The following is a 17,888-nucleotide window of genomic DNA, read 5'->3' on the forward strand; positions in this document are numbered from 1 at the left end:
CGCCAAATGGACGCGCAAGCGTGACCGTTTAGCTCATTGCTCGCAGAAATAAATGTAAGAAATCATATCAGAAAAAGAGGAGAGGCAATTATGAAAAAGAATATGGTAAAAACACTTGCACTTGCCGGAATGGCAGTTTTAACAATGGGAGCCCTGGCTGGCTGCGGCAGCAACACAACCGAGTCAACCGCGGCGCCAACCACCGCACAGTCAGAGGCTGAAGCGACCACAGCAGGTACTTCCTCCGCTGAGACAACCACCGCGGCTCCTGCGGCTTCCGCAGACTTAAAGGGTTCCATCAGCATGGTAGGTTCCACCTCCATGGAAAAATTTGCAACCGCGCTCAGCGAAATCTTCATGGAAAAGTATCCGAACGTAACGGTTCAGGCCGAATTCGTCGGCTCCGGCGCCGGAGTGGAAGCAGTGAATAACGGCTCCGCAGATATCGGCAACTCTTCCCGTGATTTAAAAGACGAAGAGAAAGCTAACGGCATCGCCGAAAACATCGTAGCCATCGACGGCATTGCAGTCGTTGTCGATCCGGCCAATGCCGTGGAAAACTTGACGAAGGATCAGCTGACCTCCATCTATAACGGTACAATCACCAACTGGAAAGACGCAGGCGGCGCAGACCAGCCGATCGTAGTCATCGGCCGCGAGTCCGGTTCCGGTACAAGAAGTGCTTTTGAGGAAATCCTCGATGTCGCTGACGCCTGCAAATACAGCAATGAGTTAGACAGCACCGGCGCAGTTATGGCAAAGGTTGCTTCCACACCAGGCTCCATCGGATACGTTTCCTTAGACGTTCTGGACGACACGGTTAAGACCTTAAAGCTGGACGGCACAGAGGCCACTGCGGATAATATCAAGGCCGGCACCTACTTCTTAAGCCGCCCGTTCGTTATGGCAACCAAAGGAGAAATCTCCGAGCAGAACGACCTGGTAAAAGCATTATTTGACTACATCTATTCCGATGAAGGCACCGAATTAGTGAAATCCGTTGGTTTAATCCCGACAAACTAAAAGCCTGACGGCTGAATCAGACATCATAAAAAGGGACGTAGAAGGCGATCAGACACTACGTTCCTTTTATCCGCATAATGAAAGGAGCCATCTTATGCACCCGAAATCTTACTCCATCTTTGCCGGACGCGGCAGCAAATCCGCGGTGGAACATGCGGCGCAGATTATCTTTACCGTCTGTGGTTTCTTTGCCGTCCTGGCGGTCGCTTCCATCACGATTTACATGATTGTAAGCGGTACCCCCGCTCTCTTTAAAGTGGGAATCGTCGATATCCTGTTCGGCACCATCTGGAAACCGGAAGCCGCAGTCCCCGCCTTCGGTATCCTCTATGTTATCCTGACTTCCATTGCCGGAACCGCTCTCGCCATTTTAATCGGAGTTCCCATCGGTGTTATGACGGCCGTTTTCCTCGCCGAAGTGGCGCCGCCAAAGCTGGCCGGAATCGTTCGCCCGGCGGTGGAACTGCTGGCCGGAATCCCCTCCGTCATCTACGGCCTTCTGGGAATTCTGATCCTGAATCCGCTCATGTATAAGCTGGAACTTAAGATTTTCGAGGGCTCCACGACCCACCAGTTCACGGGAGGCGCCAATTTGATCTCCGCCGTCCTGGTTCTGGCCCTGATGATTCTCCCCACAGTCATCAACATCAGTGAATCCGCTCTCCGCTCTGTTCCCAGAGAGCTGCGAAGCGCCTCCCTGGCCCTTGGTGCCACAAAGATTCAGACAATCTTCCAGGTCGTGCTCCCTGCGGCGAAATCAGGTATTATTACTGCCATCGTTCTGGGCACCGGCCGCGCCATCGGTGAAGCTATGGCGATCAGCCTCGTATCGGGAAGTTCGGTTAATTTCCCCCTTCCTTTCAACTCCGTCCGTTTCCTGACGACGGCGATTGTTTCGGAAATGTCCTACTCGGCGGGCCTTCACAAACAGGTGCTCTTCACCATCGGCCTCGTCCTGTTCGCTTTTATAATGATCATCAATATTTCTCTGACCAGGCTGTTAAAGAAAGGAGATGTACAGCATGACTAACGAAATCGCAGTTCCTCTTCACAAGGATACCGTCATAAAAAACAGCATCTGCCGCAGGCAGACGCGGGTTTCTGACTCCATACTCACGTTTTTGATCTATCTGAGTGCATCCATATCCATCCTGATTCTGGTCGGTATCATGGGATACGTGTTCTTTCGGGGAATCTCACAGATCAACTGGGAATTCCTAAGCACTGTTCCCAGCACGATAAAGGGCACCTTCGGAATCCTTGGAAATATCGTCAATACCTTATATATCGTCGTTATCACGCTGCTCATCGCCACCCCGCTGGGTGTGGGAGCCGCCATTTACTTAAATGAATACGCAAAGGGAGGCCGTGCCGTCCGCCTCATCGAATTCACCACGGAGACGCTCTCCGGTATCCCTTCTATCATTTTCGGTTTGTTTGGCTACGTATTCTTCGGTACGACACTGGGTTTAGGCTATTCCATTTTAACCGGAGCCCTGACGCTCTCCATCATGGTCCTGCCGCTGATCACCAGAACCACACAGGAAGCGCTTAAGACAGTTCCCGACAGCTACCGCTCCGGTGCACTGGGAATCGGCGCCACCAAATGGTATATGATCCGTACCATTCTGCTCCCCAGCGCCATGCCCGGCATCGTAACCGGCGTCATTCTGGCCATCGGCCGTATCGTGGGCGAATCCGCCGCCCTCCTGTTCACCGCGGGAAGCGGCTACTTACTGGCAAAGGACTTTTTCGGAAAAATCTTTGAATCCGGCGGTACACTGACGATCCAGCTCTACCTTTCCATGCAGAAAGCCAAGTACGACCAGGCCTTCGGCATCGCGGTGGTTTTGCTCCTCATTGTCCTCGCCATCAACGGCCTTGCCAAATATTTATCCCACAAATTCAACACGGAGGTTAGAGAATAGTGAATACCAGTACAGTAAAAATAGCAACCGACGGCCTGGACTTATATTACGGCACCAATCACGCCTTAAAAAATGTCTCTATGGAGCTGTATACCAATAAGATTACCGCCTTCATCGGCCCCTCTGGCTGCGGAAAGTCCACATTTTTAAAGACTTTAAACCGTATGAACGACCTTGTGCCCAATGTGAAAATCGAAGGTGAGGTTCTGCTGGACAACGAAAATATCTACGACCAGAGAGTCGATACCACCCTTCTCCGCAAAAAGGTAGGCATGGTATTCCAGCAGCCGAACCCATTTCCCATGAGTATTTACGACAACGTGGCCTACGGTCCCAGAATCCATGGAATTCACAGCAAATCGGAGCTGGACGATATCGTGGAAAAGAGTTTAAAGGGCGCGGCCCTCTGGGATGAGGTGTCCGACCGCTTGAAGAAATCCGCCCTTGGCTTATCCGGCGGACAGCAGCAGCGTCTCTGTATCGCCAGAGCCCTGGCCGTGGAGCCGGAGGTACTTCTGATGGACGAACCGACCTCCGCCCTCGATCCTATTTCCACACTGAAAATTGAGGACCTGATGGATGAGCTAAAGAGCAGGTACACGGTGGCGATCGTGACCCATAACATGCAGCAGGCCACCCGCATTGCCGATTATACCGCATTTTTCCTGGTTGGCGAGGTGGTTGAATACGCCACCACCACGGAGCTGTTCTCCTCTCCAAAGGATTCCAGGACTGAGGACTATATCACCGGACGTTTCGGCTGATCCGTTTTAACTTATGTAAACTTAATTCAGAAAGGATTTACTTAAAATGACGACAAGAATCAATTATGACCACGAGCTGACGCTGTTAAACGATGACATCAAGCAGATGGGATACATGGTGGAGTCTTCGATCGAACAGTGTTTTATCGCATTTGAGGATCAGGATTTCGAAAAAGCGGAGGGAATTATCCGGGGCGACCGCACCATCAATGATTTAGAGCGCTCCATTGAGGCCCGCTGCCTCTCCCTGATTCTCCGCCAGCAGCCGGTAGCCGGCGATCTGCGGGTCGTATCCAGCGCCTTAAAGGTAGTCACGGATTTAGAACGAATCGGTGACCATGCCTCCGATATCGCGGAACTTATCCTGCGCATCCGTGGGGAGCACATCTACCATGTGGTGCGTCACATTCCGGGAATGGCCATGGCCGCCCGCGAGATGGTGCGAAGCGCCATAGACGCCTTCATCTCCCAGGACATCACCGCCGCTAAGACCATCGAAAAGCAGGACGATATCGTGGATGAACTGTTCACCAAGGTAAAAAACGATGTAATCGATCTCCTGAAGCAGTCCGCCGAGCACGCCGACCAGTGCATCGATCTTCTGATGATCGCAAAATACTTAGAACGCATCGGCGATCACGCCGTTAATGTCTGCGAATGGACGGAATTTGCGAAGACGGGCGCTTTGAAGAACGTTCGGATTCTGTAGGGTGGATTAGAAGAAGGTGCCGCTAGTGGCTTTAAAATTATTGAAAGCCACTGGCGGCACCTTTTATGAGTTATAGGCGTTTGATTAATGCCTCCCACATGTGTCCGCCGTCAGTCACTGGTATAGTATCCCATAAGGAATTTCGCACACGGTTCATCCTGATAATTGTATACATAAAGATAATTGCCGGACGTCCGGGTATAGAAGCATTCCTCGATAGTCGAGACAGCCCCGAACGCGTTTCTGGATTCCAGCGTCTTCACCAAAACGCCATCCCGGTATATGTAATCGCTGGAGCTCGATGTTCCCCCCGAATCATTGACAGATAAATAGGCCATATGATCGTTCACGATAATCGGAAACATCATAATCTCCCTGCCGCCGGGCAGCTTACTCTTATCGAACTCGAAGAGACATTTTCCCCTCATATCATAATAATAGTTACGGCTGCCTTTCTCGATCACGGCTATATTTTCCTGGAATTCAGTGCCAATTATGGAGACCGCGTCCGAAGTCACATCCAATTTCATCGCAATCTCCGGATTGTGCTCCATGAATTCCTTCACATCGTAGTAGAGCTCCTCGCAGCCCTCTCCTTCCCATATTTTCTCATCCGACTGCACGCCTGTTTCTGTGATTGTTCCATTTTTATCCGCGTAGTCGTAGGTATAATGCCACTCACCCGACACGCCCGATTCTACCCATACCGCGTGTTCCAGCCCATAGCCATCTTTTGTGATAAAGATATCGCTGTACACCGGTTCGCAGACCCAGCGTTCTTCTGCGATGGAATAGAGACCGTAATTGCCGGTCAGAGTATCCTGCATGGTGAGCAGGCCGCGGCCGTCCCACACCATAAAAGGAGAAACCGCCTGACCACTTACATGACGGATAAATTTCATCAGATTCATGGAACGGTCGAACACGGCGATTCCATTTTCACCGTAAAGGTAATCCCCGTCTGCAAGTATGACTTCGCCCTTTGAAAGAGGAATTTCCGCCTTAAATACCTCGCCCTCCTCTTCAAAGCCCTGGGGAAGCGGCTTCTTCACGTCCCGGATACCTACGTAGCCCAGTGTATTGATCAGCGCCTGACCGTCATCCGACGTAAGCCATTCAAAGAGGCGGTATGCGTTTGAGTCCTTCGGTTCATCTTTCCGGACTGCTGCATAAAAATCGCTGACATAGGGATAGCTTCCATCCCGTATGGTATTACCGGAAGGCATCACGCCGTCGACCGCCATAAACTTCAGTTCCGGCTTCTGATACATATTTTTTGCATAATAGTATACGGAATAACCGAGGGCTTCTCCCGTGTTATCGTAGGCAGAGACCTTTTCGATCAGCTCTCCCATCTCTGAAACCACATAGTCCTGCGGCGCTTCCTCCATGGCGGTTCCCTTCATCACCAGCTTCTCCATGAGATTCTGGCTGCCGGAATCCTCAGGCCTTTGAAACGCCCGTATGACCTGGCTGCTGCCTCCCACCGCCTTCCAGTTTTTAATTTTACCGGAATAGATATCGATCACCTGCCGCCCGGTCAGGGATTTTACAGAATTCCCCTGATTCGCCATAAAGACCAGCGCGTCCCGGCCGATCGGTTTGATAATCAGGTTGTCGACCTCCTCCAGCCGTTTCTTCACGCTCTCGCCAGGCTCATAGGCGATGACGAGATCCGTTCCCCGACCCCAAATCAGGTTTAAATACGCCTGGGTCGTCTTGTCATGCCGGATAAAGCGTTCCGCCTCCTGCTCCGTGGCTCCCGTTGCAAGGCGGTAAATGGCCTGTGACAGTGGTATCGTCGCGGTGGAACCGTCAATCTTCGGAAATTCCTCTCTTCCCATCTTTGGACACGTCACCATCTCGGAGGGGGCGTTCTCTTCGGCTTCCTTTACCGCGGTCAGATTGCCGGTTTCCGACTCATTCAGCACGCGGTCATCGAAGGCGTCCGCCTCGACAGATGGCTGATACCACGATTTCCCTGAAAAATACGTATTCAGATCATCACTCTTAAACTTGCGTCCGTGCCTTGCGTAAATCTCATTCCTGGCAATGCGGAGTTCTTCCCTGGTGAGGGATGAAAGCTCCTCCTGCGTATAGATATGAGTCTGTGCATCCGGAAGAATATAATCATCGTCCCAGCTCCCTACCGGATAGGCTGGGACCTCTTCGGCGGTCTGGCTCTCCGTCTCCTGTTTCGTACTTTCCTCTTCACTGACACCGGACGTCACCGTCTCCGGGGCCGTCCCAGCCGGTTCCTGCTTACTTCCGCAGCCCACAGTTCCCAAACCAATGAGGAAGGCCAGTGCCACGGGCAGCAAATGAACTTTTTTCTTCATATCACACCTCGTTCGCGTAAACTATCATTTCCCTGCTTTTCTCCATCATACCATAAAGTCATTTTACCGTCATGATTTTGCAGAATGTTCTGGAATTTGTAAGAAATATCACGTAACAGTTCAGACGGCGAGAAAAAAGAGGCCGCGGTATCCTGAAATACCGCAGCCTCTCTTCTTACAATCTTATCTCATTCTCTTACAGCATCGCAGTTCCTCTGCAGTACGTCTGTGCCACATCGTAATTGTCTTCCAGCACGACGAAATCGGCGTCGAAACCTGCCACCAGTTTTCCCTTCCTGTCATCCACGCCGAGACATCTGGCCGGATTAATGGTACATGAATTAAGGGCCTGATCAAAGGGAAGAAGCGCGTCCTCAACCAGAATGCGGAGACCGCGGTTCATGTACAGCGTGCTTCCTGCGATCGTATCGGTGCCCTTTAAATAGGCAAGTCCACTCTCACTGATCTCGATATCGTGACCGCCCAGCTGATAGCTTCCGCCCGGAGGGCAGTGCTTTGCACGCAGGGAATCCGTCACCATGATGACGAAATCGCGGCCCTTTGCCGTAAAGTAATTGTTCAGCGCAGCCAGATGGGAATGGCAGCCGTCACAGATAATCTCTCCATAGATATCTCTTACCCGGAATGCGGTTCCTACAAGGCCCGGCTTCCTGTGATGGTAAGGCGTCATGCCGTTGTATACATGCGTCATGGAGGTAGCGCCATTGGCTATGCCCATCAGCGCCTGCTCGTAGGTTGCAGAGGAATGGCCCATGCTGACCACGACTCCGGTCTCCTTACAGTATTTTGTCAGAGCAAAATCCACGTCATGCTCCGGCGCCAGCGTAATGTATTTAATCAGCCCTTTCGCAGCCTCCTGATACCTCCGGAACTGGTCAACGGCCGCCTGTGCGATCGCCTCCGGCGGCTGGGCTCCCTTATAATCCATGTCGAGATACGGTCCTTCAAAATGAATTCCCAGGATCTCCGTGCCCTCATAGCCTTCTTCCACGACCGAGGCCACATTAGCCACAGCCTTCTCCAGGACATCCGGCATCTGTGTTACCGTGGTTGGAAGAATGGAGGTCACTCCTTCCTCCGGTATATGTTTCATCCAGTTTCGTAAGCCCTCCGGCTCTCCGTCATTGGTATCATATCCATAAGCTCCATGGGTATGCACATCGATAAACCCAGGAACAATCCTTTTGGTTCCATAATCCTGATCCACGGATCTTTCGCCATATTCGCGGACAGCAGTGATCTTTCCTTCTGCGACCTCGAGCTGAGCTGGTATAAACTGGCCTGCGATCCAGACCTTTTTACTTTGTATTATCATGACCATACACCCTCTCTTTCTTATCGCCGGCAGTCATCTGTCCGGCTATCCTTAGTATAACCAGTTCCCATCTCTATTTCAAGACCATTTTGAAAATAATTTTCAAAATTAAATTGGAAATAAAAAATGCGGTCCAGCGACCAGGAATATTCTTTCCGGTGCCGGACCGCGTACTCAAAGACTCTTTTATGTGGCTTCTTACATTCTTCTTATATCCTTACTTATATGATTACATCTCTTCTTCGTCGTCTTCCTCAACCGGATTTTGCTCCACCGGCCACCGGATTATAATGCGGAATAAGTCCGCCTCTACCTCTACATTCATCTTCCCATTCTGCAGCTCCACGAAACTCTTGGCAATCGCCATGCCCAGGCCGGAGCCTTCCGTGTTGCGCGACTGGTCGCCGCGGACGAAACGTTCCGTTATCTCTTCCGGATTAAAAGTAAGCTCGTTGGCTGACACGTTCTTCATGGTGATGACCACTCCGCCGTCGTCCCGTTTCATATCAATATACGCTCTGGTATTCGGCATACCGTATTTCATGATATTGGTCAGAAGATTGTCAAAGATCCGGTACGTCTTCTGGCTGTCCAGCGGCAGGACGATCTTCTCGTCCGGCAGATTCCACCGGAAATCAATGGTGGACTCCTCAATCTTATCGCTCAGTTCCAGACTCACCTCTTTTAACAGGCTTACAATGTCCACATCCACCAGATTGAGCGTCACATTATTGCTGTTGGCCTTGCTGATTTCAAACAGGTCCTCGATCAGGGATTTCAGCCGCATGGACTTCTGTTCCAGCACATCAATATAGGCTTTTCGCTGTTCCGGCACCGCATTGTCATCCTTTAGCAGGTTTACATAAGTAATAATCGCTGTCAGCGGCGTCTTTAAGTCATGGGACATATTAGTGATCAGATCCGTCTTCATCTTCTGGCTCTTAACTTCTTCATCCACAGCCACTTTAAAGCCGCTCTGTATCTTCTGGATCTCCGTCTTAAACGGTTCAAACACGCCGAGATCTTCCGAAATCGTCACATCTAAATTTCCTTCTGCGATCTGATTCGTTGCCTTTAACAGGATTCTGTATTTCCGGGTTAAATCCCGATAGTATTTGCGCAGCACCAGGAACAGCACGATCGAATAGATGATCAGCGCCCCGATTCCAAAGAACCATAAGCTGCATAATACTGCCAGAATAACAAAGTTCACACCGACGATCTTGAAGATCGTCCTGTCTGAGTTATCCTGCAGGTTGATACTTCCCAGGAAGTTGTAAATTCTGCGGCAGAGCCCTGCGCACCAGCCATAGAACAGCCCGCATAAGGTTCTTTCCCTGATGTAGCGCCTGAATCCGATATGGAACACATCTCTCATACACAAAACGGCCCAGTAAATGATCGCAAACGGGATACACCACCAGAACACATTCCACAGCTTCACCATAATATCCGCTGCCTTCGGCAGGAAATTCGCACGGATCAGACCGGAATACAGGCTTCCATGGTTCGTCACAGCCACCAGGCTGGTCAGACTGTAGCCGAAGCCTATGCCTCCTGCACCCACACCGAGGACAATCCCCAGCGGCGCACGCAGCACCTTGCTGTCATCTGCCCGCGTCACATCGAAGCAGGATATTAGGAATGCGGCTAATGCCACAAAGATTCCCAGTCCTGCAAATACCTGAGCGACTCTTCCTGAGTTATAATAGGATCCCCAGGATGAACTTCTGGCCAGAGAATACTCCGCCAGCTGCTGTTCCGTCATGGCGTAGGCGAAGCTAATATTCTTCGGATTTGACAGTTTGAACTGCGGTTTACTGCTGTACTGTTCCCAGTAGTACTCTTCCATGGGATCGACTTCCCCAAACTTCTGGAGAATGTTTAACAGATACGAGGTATCCTGCCCGCCCAGCTGCATCACCTCCATGCGGCCATGCTCATCGTAATGCATCACAACCCGGAACACGTAGCTGTCATCGGTTAAGATGTTCCTGTCCTTTGCATAATTCATCAGAATGCTTCCGTTTTCGTCCAGTACCTGGAAATCAATGGCATTCCTGATACTTCCGAAATACCGGTTCCAGCTCTCATACTCCATCATACAGTTCTGGCGGAGATTGCGTAAGTATTCCTGCCGCTCCTCGGCCATATAGCTTTTTTCCTCGTCTGTGAGGTTCCCGTAAACCTCATCTTCCAGATAAGATTCGGTATCCTCTCCCGCTGCCAGCGCCTTGTCCTTCGGAATCTGACTGGCCGCCTCCGGTGCCGGTGCCGTCTCATCTCCCGGATTCCCTGCACCTTCCGACACCGCAGCCATCTGCTCTGCGTATCCGTCCAGACTTCCGTTTTTCAGCTCATAGGCTCCTTCCGGGAAGAAATGCTCGAACGGCGAAATCACCACACCGTTGGCATACTGATACTGTTCTAAATCCAGCACGTAGTTGCCAAAGACGAGGTGGCGTAAAAACGCCTGGTCCTCATATGCGGGTTCCTCATGGCGCCCCGCCTCTTTTTCAAAAAACGGGTACAATCCCGTCATGATAACAGCCGCCGCCACTACGATAAGAAAGGACAGCAGCGCGCTGATTCTATGCCTGTTTTTCAATTTTATATCCAACTCCCCACACCACCTTTAAATATTTGGGTTCCTTCGGGTTAATTTCAATCTTTTCCCTGATTTTTCTCACGTGTACCATGATGGTGTCCGTGTTGATCGCCCGCTCATTCCAGACGCGTTCGTATATCTCTTCCGCGGAGAAGACCCTTCCGGGATTCTTCATCAGGAGAGCGAGAATCTTAAATTCGATTGGCGTCAGCTTTGCAGGCTTTTCGTCCACCGTGACCTCCACGGTATCCTCGTTCAGCTCCAGTCCGCCGATGATATAAATGTTGCTCTTTTCCTTCTGTTCCTTTGCCTCCAGCATATCCAGATACTTTCTGTACCGTCTCAGCTGGGAATTAACTCTTGCAAGCAGCTCCATCGGAGTAAATGGTTTCGATATATAGTCGTCGGCACCGATATTCAGTCCCATGATCTTATCGACCTCCTCCGTCTTCGCGGAAAGGATAATAACCGGAAAGTCGTATTTTTCTCTCAGCTTGACAGTCATGGTAATGCCATCCATTCTCGGCATCATCACATCCACGATAGCCAGATGTATTTCTTCCTGATCCAGAATCTTAAGGCCCTCGATTCCATCGGCCGCCTGGAATACTTCATAGCCCTGGCTCTTTAAATAAATCTCGACTCCTTCTCTAATCTCCTTATCATCTTCTACCAGCAGAATGTGATTTGTTTCCATGGTATCTCTCCTCGCTTTCGGATATTTTATGGTTCATACAGATTCAAACTATAGTATATCATGAAGGCCAGATTCCTAAAAGACCCGCCTGACGTTTTATCATGATTGGCACTGCATAAAAGAACACTGTCTGCTTCCTGTATTATGCCACAAACACGCATATATCTTCCCTTCCTGCCTGCATTACTAGGATATATGGGCAATCTTAAAATGAACGACGTGTAAAACGAAAGAAATTCTAAATCTTTTATTTAAAAATGTACGCAGCCCCTTAAACCGCTTGCAGCCTCTGGTTGCGCAGGAAAAATATGCCGGTTGACAGATAGTTGGTAGTGTTTTTTTATCATTTCTGTTACACTCAGAAGTATCAAAAAGTGCTTCAAAGGGAAACGGAGGGATTCCACATGTCACTGGCAGAAAAAATACAGGAGTTAAGAACGTCTCATAATATGTCGCAGGAATGTCTGGCCGAGCTTCTGGGTGTCAGCCGCCAGGCCGTATCAAAATGGGAGACCGGCCAGTCAAAGCCGGGAACCGACCATCTCATCCATCTGGCGGAGCTCTTTCAGATTTCGCCAAAAGATCTGGCAGCTCCTGACATGACGGTAAGTCTTCTTCCTGATCTAAAAGAAGAAGTAAACCGTATGCGCGGGCAGGCAGCAAAATTCAAATGGTTTATAACCGGCTGTCTTCTGCTGTTTCTCGCGGCATTTTCGGCGGCGCTCTATACACGGTTTCAAGGCTTTAGCGACATCACGGTATTTCTGTGTGCGGCGGCATCTGCAGTTTTTATTCTCTCCGCATTTCTGCCGGTCCTCATCACAATCCTTGCCTTTATCTGCCGTGACTGCAAAAAACGCGGAATCCGGCCGGCTTTCTATGTTTTTATCTCCTTAAGCGCCGCCGGACTTCTTTACTACTTCTTAAACCGGGACCGTCTTGCAGTAAAAAAGGATTAACACTGCCGCCGGATAACCGGACACGGAACCAAAAGAAACCGCCTGTCACACCAGCACTGTGACAGACGGTTTTTTACTGCATAAAACCATATACTATATTCTGTTATTTGACCAGCCCGGCCATCGTCGGAAGCGCCATGCTGACAGCAGGAATATACGTTACCAGCACAAGGCCCACCAGGATAGAGGCATAATACATGACCATGTAAGGCATAACCCTGGCAAGTGACGTCTTTCCAACCTTAATCGCCACAAACAGCGTATTGCCTACAGGCGGCGTAATATTTCCAATACAGAGGTTGTAGACCAGGATCAGTCCGAAATGAACCGGATGCATGCCAAAGGTCTTGACGATCGGAAGAAAAAGCGGCGTAAAGATCAGGATTGCCGGAGTTACGTCCATAAAGGTACCAGCGATCAACAGGATCACATTCATAATCAGCAGGATGATTATCGGGCTGTTGGTAAGGCCCAGAAGTCCTGCGGAAATCGCCTGCGGAATCTGGGTAAATGCCATAACCCATCCGAGAATATTCGATACGCCGATGAGGAATACGATCATACCGCTCATCTTTGCGCTGTCCACCAGAATCTTCCAAAAGCTCTTCCATGTAATATTGCGGTAGCAGATGCCCAGCACCAGCGCGTAGACAACGGCGATGGCCGAGCCTTCCGTGGCGGTGAACACGCCTGCGATAATGCCTCCGATCACCACAACAATCAGGGAAAGCGCCGGGATGGCTTTTAAGGTAGCCGCACCCAGGTTCTTCCAGTCAAATTTTCCCGGAGTTCCCTTATATCCTTTTTTCCGTGCAATGATAACTGCCACAACAACACAGCAGACTGCCCATAGAATTCCGGGTATGTAGCCCGCCAGGAACAGGGCCGCCACAGAGGTTCCGCCTGAAACCAGTGAATATGTGATAAGAGCATTTGACGGCGGGATCAAAAGCCCCGAGGGAGCGGAAGCACCGTTGGTAGCCGCACACACCGCGCGCTCATAGCCCTGTTTGTCCTCGCCTTCCTGAACCATGCTTCCAACCGCTGCAGCCGCTGCCGATGCGGAACCGGAGATGGCTCCGAACAGGGCGTTGGCGCCGACGTTGGTCACCAGAAGAGCTCCGGGCAGTTTTCCCAGGATTGCCAGCACAAAATCCACCAGCCGCTTGGCAATTCCCCCCTGATTCATCAGGTTGCCCGCCAGGACAAAGAACGGAATCGCGGTCAGACTGAATTTACTCATACCCACAAAGGTTCTCTGCGCCGCGGTCAGCACGGATACATCCATAGTCACCATCTGAAGGATCGCCGCCAGCGCGGAAATACCGATTGCATAGGAGATCGGAACTCCTGCAACCAGAAATACCGCCAGAACGAAAATAATAATTGCTAAAGATTGGATTGCCATAGCTTATGCTTCCCCCTTTTCCAGATTTTCTACCAGGGTATCTTCCTCGCTGGTCGGCAGCACAGGAATGTTTCCCTTCACGATATCGTAGATGTTCATAGCAGTATAAATCATGTTAAGAACTCCGCTTAAAGGGAGTACAATATAGAAGATACCGATGGCCACACCCAGAGAGGAGGTCATCTGCCCCATGGCAAGGCTGGTGATCTGCATACCGCCGTACACCAGGATTACCGCTGAAAATACGAACGCCACGATCTCAGCGAAAACAGAAAATCCTTTTTTCATCGCCTGCGGCATGCGCTCCACCACGACAGGGATATTCATATGGCCCCTCTCACTCGTGATCAGACTGGCTCCCAGCAGGGACATCCAGGCAAATAAGTAGGAGACCAGCTCCTCCGACCATGTGGACGGATTTTTCAGGATATATCTTGTAAATACCTGCCAGCAGGTCAGGATAACCATAGCCAGAAAACTGATGCCCGCAAGGCCGTTTAATAGTTTTGTCAATTGTTTTCTCAACTGCTTCATCTCGTTTCCCCCTAATTCGTTTCCGCAGGATACTCTGCATTATACATCTGGATCGCATCATAGATCGGCTGCAGTGTCGGGTTGTTTTTCAGCACAGTGTCGTGAAGCGGCAGACACGCCTCCACAAATGGTTTCTGATCCGGATAGATGAAATTCACATTCTGCTCGTTCTGCGCGCGGTCCTTGGCATTGGCTACAGCCTTTATCCATTCCTCCCGCTCAACCTGATTTACCAGCTTAAAGCCTTCCTCGAATACTGCCCGGTCTTCATCGGACAAGCTTTCCATAAAGGCGTTGTTGCCGATCAGAATGTCCGGCACCATCTGGTGCATATCGTAGGAGTAATATTTACAAACATCGCCGTGTCCGTTATCCGTTAAAGCCATCTCGTTATTCTCCGCCCCGTCGATAATTCCCGACTGAAGCGCCGTGTAGACATCTCCGAATCCCATAGGCGTCGCGGAGCCGCCCAGCATTTTCATCATCTCGATGTTGGTAGGCGACTGCTGCACGCGGATTTTTAATCCCCTCAAATCCGCAGGACTCTCAATCGGTCTGTCAATGGTGTAAAAATTTCTCGTTCCCGCATCCAGCCACGTCACCGCAGTAAATCCTGCTTTTTTTGTAGATTCATAGATTGGTCCCGTCACTTCCGGATCATCCATCACGTGGTGATACGCCTCCGGACTTGCAAACAGATACGGCAGATTAAAGATCTCATAATTCTTGCTGAATGTTTCCAGAATGGCATTGCTGGCCACGCAGAAATCAATCGCTCCCGTCTGTGTCAGCTGTACCATATCGGTCTGGGATCCCAGAAGCTCGCTGGGATAAACCTCCACCACATACTTGTCGCCCAGCTTGCCACTTATGTAATCCTGAAAAGCCGTAAGCGCAATATGAGTGGGGTGATTGGTAGACTGGTTGTGGCCGATTCTGATCGTCCTCTTTTCCTGATTTCCCGCGCATCCGGTCACCGCCAGACACGTAAGAGCTGCGCAGCATACAAGAGCCAGTAACTTTTTCAACTCTTTCCTCATTGATAAATCCCTCCTGTTTTTTTACAGAGTACTCTCGGAAACTCCTTGTGCTCAGATTTGTGAGATAATTTTTCGTCAGATGTGTGCATATGGCGGAAAATCAGCCACAAAGATGAGTGCAAAGGAGTTTCCGAGAGTGCTCTTACACTGGCAAACTGCCTTATCAGCAGGTTCCGCAAGAAACATACCATATTAAAAAACGTTTGAAAATACGTTACGGCAATGCTTAACATGACCTTAACTTAAAAAGTAAAATCTTGTCATAAGAACGGTTCTTAAGTTAATATTTTCCACCTGTCCGGCCAGTACCGCCGACGTTTTACAAACCGCGCCCCTTATCGGTCCGAATCATTTCTGCACACCAAAAACGGACCGGAAATCACCCTGCTGATTCCGGTCCGCTGAATTTTAATACAAATATATAGGATCTTAACTTATTTGCTGCCTTTTATCCGGCTGCCCGGACAGTTTTGACCTCATGCGCCCCGGCACATCTCTCCAAATTCCGCAATATGTTTCCGAAACTCCTCTTCATACCGCTTAAACAGATATTCAGTTCTATGAAATCCAGTCCCAAATGGCTGCACAGCCGGGCACACTCCTCCAGAGTGTCCGTCTCCATTAAAAACGGCATACCATACTCCATATCCACTCCTCCCGCCGTTGTACCGGCCTCCCTATTCAAATGTCTGTATCACTTCAATCTCACCTACAATATGACGGTTAAATTCCGCAAGCTCCTCCGCCGGTATCCAGTATTCCATGTGATAGGACGCGCCAGCCTGATGCGGCTCAAAACGGGATATGTATTCATCTTCAACCGCAAACCTTGTAACATACCCTTTAAAACCCGAGTTCGCATCCTTCGTATTCCATCTTCCTGCGATTTCCCCCGCATAGCGGGCGTTAAGCACAGGATAGAAAATCGGCTGCTCCGGCAGTCTGGGCGGAAAGCTTTTCCAGCCCGCCTGTTTAATCAATTCCAATTCCTTTTCGCCCACAGGCCTGAATAATTCCATACTCTTTTACCTATCCTCTCTGATCTGGATGTCTCTCTAAGTCATTCTTATAACAAAACAAACCGATGTATCCGGAATGGTGAAACATCCAGACACGCTTCATTGGAAAACTGATGATTATGGCGTCGGTATCAAAAAACAGTTCCGAGAATATACGCTGATGGCAGCTCACAAGCTTTTCCATTTTCTCCGCCTGTAGACGGAATGGTCCAAACCCGTCTTTATAACAGATATCCGTGATGACATACAGTTCCCCGTCCGGCTCGCACAGCCCGGCTAAACGTAAATACAATTCTTCGTCACTTAACTCTTCGTAATCCGGAACCGGTATCATGGCCGTTCCAGGGACATTGATATCATCTACTCCAAATTTCATTCGGCAGACCGCCCCATCCAGTTCCTCCCGAAATCGCTCCCTCACTTCATGCCAGGTCTCTATCTGATACAGCATCCCGCAGCTTTGTCTTTCACTCTCTTTCACTTCTTTCTTCGCTTTTGCCTTCATTGCTTCTCTGTTCAAGACATCTTCTACCTCTATTTCCTTACAGTAGAACCGGATATCGCCCTCCTCGAAGTCAAAAATATAGAAATTGCGCCGGTCACCGAAGGCGTGATCCCCGCTGCATTCGATCTCAAATCCGCTGATTGACGTCGACTGTGCCAGAAAGAAGGAAGTGACATCACGAAAAAGAAGTGTCACGCGGTATTCCTGATCCTGCGACTCCATAACCAGCCGGAGATTCTGTATTTCCCACCACTCCTCATAATCGTAATCGCCATAAAGATACAGCGAATAAATTTTACTCAAGCAGCTCCAGCCATAAAACTCCGGCTTGAGCCCCAGTAATTTTTCTATGCCCTTTATTTTATGAAATGTTTCTCCAAAAGTCATGAGTAAATGCGGTGCCTCCTCTCCATGCTGCATTCCTCTGCTATGCTGTCCATTTCTCACCCTATTTCAACCAGTTTACCATGGATGACAGAAGGTTTCAACACATCGTTCAGAAACCAGTTTGGGAATCTTTATCTATTTATGCGGCAGTAATATTCGATTCTATCTAAGTAAGACTACATGAAATAAAGAGCCCGGAGAAATATTCTGTCTTCTCCAGGCTCATTTAATCCGCTTAATAAATTTTTTAATGTTACACCTCACCCACGTCCTGGACGCCCTCCATATATCGTTTTAACCTTTCTGAATCAGAATATTTGTTTCCACAATTCTGCTGAATCTCAACTGCAACCTCATGTGCGGTGCCATCATTGATTACATACTCCAAATTGATATTTTTCCTATCCTTCATACAATAATCTGATCCTTTCTTGTTCTAACTTAATACGAGTTCTAATTAATATAAGTTATATTCACTACATGATATGTTGGTATTTTACAATAAACTGGCAGTTTTTTGAACATACCGAAAGTACCATTTCATAATCTGCTGGAATTTTCAGCAGTATAATTTTAGGTCTTTTTTACCACATAATAGTGTTTTTCTATTGTCATCATAATCAAATCGTGGT

The 17,888-nt window shown here is 49.4% G+C and carries 16 protein-coding genes and 1 pseudogene; 6 read left to right on the forward strand and 11 right to left on the reverse strand.

Translation table 11 applies throughout. From position 1 onward, the window contains the following. Positions 1-90 precede the first annotated feature (90 nt). The 5 genes from H8S75_RS17065 to phoU all read left to right on the forward strand — a co-directional run bounded on the left by H8S75_RS17065 (position 91) and on the right by phoU (position 4,424). Positions 91-1,023 carry a phosphate ABC transporter substrate-binding protein gene (locus H8S75_RS17065; protein ID WP_187022674.1) on the forward strand — a complete coding sequence of 311 codons (933 nt, stop codon included), beginning with the start codon at positions 91-93 and terminating at the stop codon, positions 1,021-1,023. A 94-nt stretch (positions 1,024-1,117) separates the two neighbouring features. Beyond that, complete coding sequence (gene pstC / locus H8S75_RS17070; RefSeq protein ID WP_187022675.1) at positions 1,118-2,053, forward strand: phosphate ABC transporter permease subunit PstC; 936 nt, start codon at positions 1,118-1,120, stop codon at positions 2,051-2,053. After that, positions 2,046-2,951: a phosphate ABC transporter permease PstA gene (gene pstA, locus H8S75_RS17075; protein WP_002601913.1), complete on the forward strand. Its 906-nt coding sequence runs from the start codon at positions 2,046-2,048 to the stop codon at positions 2,949-2,951. The genes pstC and pstA overlap by 8 nt, the downstream gene beginning before the upstream one ends. After that, positions 2,951-3,715 carry a phosphate ABC transporter ATP-binding protein PstB gene (gene pstB / locus H8S75_RS17080; RefSeq protein WP_187022676.1) on the forward strand — a complete coding sequence of 255 codons (765 nt, stop codon included), beginning with the start codon at positions 2,951-2,953 and terminating at the stop codon, positions 3,713-3,715. Before pstA ends, pstB begins: the two co-directional genes overlap by 1 nt. A 46-nt stretch (positions 3,716-3,761) precedes the next feature. Then, entirely contained in the window at positions 3,762-4,424 is a 663-nt protein-coding gene (phoU, locus tag H8S75_RS17085) for a phosphate signaling complex protein PhoU (RefSeq protein ID WP_002601915.1), read from the forward strand. A gap of 110 nt (positions 4,425-4,534) precedes the next feature. Here the strand turns inward: phoU and H8S75_RS17090 are convergent, their stop codons facing one another. From H8S75_RS17090 to H8S75_RS17105, 4 genes are all read right to left on the reverse strand, one after another. Further along, positions 4,535-6,763: a YARHG domain-containing protein gene (locus tag H8S75_RS17090; RefSeq protein ID WP_187022677.1), complete on the reverse strand. Its 2,229-nt coding sequence runs from the start codon at positions 6,761-6,763 to the stop codon at positions 4,535-4,537. Between the two features lie 196 nt (positions 6,764-6,959). Then, complete coding sequence (gene nagA / locus H8S75_RS17095) at positions 6,960-8,099, reverse strand: N-acetylglucosamine-6-phosphate deacetylase (RefSeq protein WP_187022678.1); 1,140 nt, start codon at positions 8,097-8,099, stop codon at positions 6,960-6,962. Positions 8,100-8,328: 229 nt separating this feature from the next. Then, entirely contained in the window at positions 8,329-10,719 is a 2,391-nt protein-coding gene (locus tag H8S75_RS17100) for a histidine kinase dimerization/phospho-acceptor domain-containing protein (RefSeq protein ID WP_187022679.1), read from the reverse strand. After that, positions 10,691-11,404, reverse strand: a complete 714-nt coding sequence (locus H8S75_RS17105) for a response regulator transcription factor (protein WP_002601919.1) — start codon at positions 11,402-11,404, stop codon at positions 10,691-10,693. The genes H8S75_RS17100 and H8S75_RS17105 overlap by 29 nt, the downstream gene beginning before the upstream one ends. 404 nt (positions 11,405-11,808) lie before the next feature. Between H8S75_RS17105 and H8S75_RS33610 the strand changes: the two are divergent. Further along, positions 11,809-11,982: pseudogene (locus H8S75_RS33610) on the forward strand (helix-turn-helix domain-containing protein); the annotation flags it as partial. Between the two features lie 484 nt (positions 11,983-12,466). On the opposite strand, the gene H8S75_RS17115 reads toward H8S75_RS33610, so the two are convergent. The 7 genes from H8S75_RS17115 to H8S75_RS17145 form a co-directional block, all read right to left on the reverse strand. Beyond that, complete coding sequence (locus H8S75_RS17115) at positions 12,467-13,771, reverse strand: TRAP transporter large permease (RefSeq protein ID WP_187022681.1); 1,305 nt, start codon at positions 13,769-13,771, stop codon at positions 12,467-12,469. A 3-nt stretch (positions 13,772-13,774) separates the two neighbouring features. Beyond that, on the reverse strand, positions 13,775-14,305 hold the full coding sequence (locus H8S75_RS17120) for a TRAP transporter small permease (protein ID WP_002601921.1): 531 nt from the start codon (positions 14,303-14,305) through the stop codon (positions 13,775-13,777). Positions 14,306-14,316: 11 nt separating this feature from the next. Then, a complete protein-coding gene (locus tag H8S75_RS17125) occupies positions 14,317-15,345 on the reverse strand; it encodes a TRAP transporter substrate-binding protein (RefSeq protein WP_187022682.1) in 1,029 nt (342 codons plus the stop codon). A 448-nt stretch (positions 15,346-15,793) separates the two neighbouring features. After that, the gene (locus H8S75_RS17130; RefSeq protein ID WP_187022727.1) at positions 15,794-15,991 is read right to left on the reverse strand and encodes a hypothetical protein; all 198 of its coding nucleotides are present in this window, start codon (positions 15,989-15,991) and stop codon (positions 15,794-15,796) included. 31 nt (positions 15,992-16,022) lie between these two features. Continuing rightward, a complete protein-coding gene (locus H8S75_RS17135; RefSeq protein WP_187022683.1) occupies positions 16,023-16,364 on the reverse strand; it encodes a hypothetical protein in 342 nt (113 codons plus the stop codon). Positions 16,365-16,374: 10 nt separating this feature from the next. Further along, on the reverse strand, positions 16,375-17,256 hold the full coding sequence (locus H8S75_RS17140; RefSeq protein WP_187022684.1) for a hypothetical protein: 882 nt from the start codon (positions 17,254-17,256) through the stop codon (positions 16,375-16,377). A gap of 253 nt (positions 17,257-17,509) precedes the next feature. Further along, entirely contained in the window at positions 17,510-17,668 is a 159-nt protein-coding gene (locus tag H8S75_RS17145; RefSeq protein WP_187022685.1) for a hypothetical protein, read from the reverse strand. Positions 17,669-17,888 lie beyond the last annotated feature (220 nt).

Source organism: Hungatella hominis, from assembly GCF_014288005.1.
GTDB classification, from domain to species: Bacteria; Bacillota; Clostridia; order Lachnospirales; family Lachnospiraceae; genus Hungatella; species Hungatella effluvii.